This is a genomic window from Hydrocoleum sp. CS-953 (assembly GCF_002260545.1).
In the GTDB taxonomy this organism is placed as follows: domain Bacteria; phylum Cyanobacteriota; class Cyanobacteriia; order Cyanobacteriales; family Microcoleaceae; genus Trichodesmium.
The window spans coordinates 1-2,663 of sequence record NZ_LGSU01000295.1 but is presented as its reverse complement, the minus strand read 5'-3'; the positions used below and the strand labels follow the sequence as shown (position 1 = coordinate 2,663).

The 2,663-nt window shown below is 35.1% G+C and carries 1 protein-coding gene; it reads left to right on the top strand.

Going from position 1 to position 2,663, the window contains the following annotated elements:
* The first annotated feature begins 1,409 nt into the window (after positions 1-1,409).
* Positions 1,410-2,609 carry a glycosyltransferase gene (locus tag AFK68_RS02670; RefSeq protein ID WP_094671416.1) on the top strand — a complete coding sequence of 400 codons (1,200 nt, stop codon included), beginning with the start codon at positions 1,410-1,412 and terminating at the stop codon, positions 2,607-2,609.
* Positions 2,610-2,663 lie beyond the last annotated feature (54 nt).

Below are 2,663 nucleotides of genomic sequence, written 5' to 3'. Positions count from 1 at the left end.
TCCTAAATGACTTCTCATAAATATATCTAGATTTACTTGAAGCATAACCAACCTAAATTAACACCAGGTTGGAGATAACTTATGATAAAGTTAAGCAATAAAGTACACTATCTAAATCTAGCACCTGCACCCAGAAAAAAAATGACAAATAAAATAGAATTTTTATTGCATGATTATTAATTATATTAACATTATTCTGAAACTAATAGCGATAAAAATTGTCTACAGTGTAATTACGATTTTATTACCTCTTGTATTGAGTGGGAAGACCAAAGAATAAAAATATCAACAATTTCAGCTATTACTAAGCTGGTCATTTCAGTTATCAGTTATCAGTTAACATTTATCAGTACCTCTACCTGTTTGTGCAGCATGACCTAGGAAAGCCAAAGACTTGAAAGACTTAAGTTTGTTTTTTTCATCCCCTTAAAAGAAGAGGCTTAATATCTTATTGTTTGGTTATAAATGAAGTTAACTAACTTTTAAAAGAAGGTAGCACAGCTAAAAGTATAGTAAAATTTATCAAAATAATTGGCTGTAAAAACTCGCCTTTTAAAGTGAAATATTTTTGGAGGGTTGCTCACCTATCCCCATGAAAAAAACAACTTCTGAGTTCTGACTTCTAATTTCGTTAAATCATGTCCTCTGGTATCGAAGCCTATAAACTGTTGGGAAATATCTACTAATACCAATTTCATAAAATATTGCTACAGTCACGACACAGGGAACAGGGAACAGGGAACAGGGAACAGGGGGAAGAAAAACATAAATATTAAAGATTGAAAAAGGTTGGATTTCCATAATTTATGGGATTTATATTTTTTTATTGTAGAAATAAATCAAAAATTAAGATGTAACTGCCTTTTGTGAAAATGGTATAATACNTAAAAAGGTTGGATTTCCATAATTTATGGGATTTATATTTTTTTATTGTAGAAATAAATCAAAAATTAAGATGTAACTGCCTTTTGTGAAAATGGTATAATACTTAAGCTTTTCCTTGTTTCAAACCTTGTTTATTCTTCCTTCTTTATATCTGACAATAGATATCTTCAGAAAATAAACTTGCTCTTTTTTTAATAGAAACAGGAGAACTAGAAGTAACTCAAAAAAAATCATTTTTCGTACCTTTGCAGTAATAATATTTCCCTGTTTCCTATTATGCGCAAAAAGTCTAGAATCTTGTTCGGAGATGTCTAATAGAATTCTCCAAAAATTAAAAATCAAATCAATTCTCATCCAAAAATTATCTATTCTTTCTTCCTGTTCCCTATTCCCTTTTTTCTGGAGATGTCTAATATATAATACGGATGCTACCGAACATAATATTACTTACTTTAGCTCTGTTTGTACCATAATTTTTCTTAGCTAATTACCAAAACACCGAAAGATTTAGGAGTCATAACCCATTGCATATAATTATTGAAGGTTGGCGTTTTTTACCCCACTCTTACGCGATCGTCAATCAATTCCAACTACTAGAAATGCTCAAGCGACCCCAACTGCAAATTTACCACCAGGATATGCCTTACATTAGCAAAAGTTGGCAACCTGTCACAGGTTTATTGCCCCAAAATGCAGAAATAGCATTACGCAACATTCCCAACCCAGCACCACAACAACCAGCAGATGCCACATTGCGGATGTATGCTCCCTTTAATCTCAAATCCTCAAAAACCAAGCGCACAGCAATTTTTGGTTGTACAGAGTGGGGTATCGTTACCAAATCTATTATTCAAGGAATGGGTGTAAACTCCTTTGCAGAAGCTCATTCTCAATCAGATACGATTATTATTACTCCCTCCCACTGGTCAAAAGAGGGGTTTATTCGCAGTGGTGCTGAGGAAAGTCGGGTCGCGGTTGTACCTCTCGGTGTTAACCCAAATATTTATCATCCTTTACCAATAGATGAGAGAAATACCCTGCGCCAAAAATTGGGCATTGATAACTGTTTTGTTTTTCTCAACGTTGGGTTAATGTGCAATAGTAGTCAAGGGGTGGGGCGTTTACTCAAAGCATTTGCTACTATTGTTGAGCGTTATCCAGATACTAAACTCATCCTTAAAGGTAGGGATGCTATTTTTCCTTCTAAAGATTCTATTGCTAAAGCTGGGCAAGTTGCACTTACTGATAGAGAGATGGAAAGAATAGAATCTAGAATTATTTATTTTGGTCAAACTCTTTCCTTTCTGGAGCTAGCCCAACTTTATCAAATTGCCGATGCTTATGTATCTCCTTATTTAGCGGAAGGATTTAATTTGCCAGTCTTGGAAGCAGCGGCCTGCGGTTTACCAGTAATATGTACAAGAGGTGGCCCCACCGATGATTTTACTCACCCCGACTTTGCCTTAGCAATTGATAGTAAGCTCCAGAGTAATCATACTAAAGATGGGGAAAATCTTTGGTTTGTTCTGCCAGAACAAGACCATCTAATTGAGTTAATGCAAACAATAATTGAAAAAAATTTATTTAGGGAACAGGCCCGTCAAGCAGGCCCTCAATGGGTAGTCCAAAATTTTACTTGGAAGCAGGTGGTAGATAAATTATTGAATTTACTTATACCATCTTTGAAGCTCAGTAGACCAACCTTTGAGCCAATAATTCTTTAGTAGGGAGTAGGGAGTAGGGAGTAGGGAGTAGGGAGTAGGGAGTAGGGAGTGGGG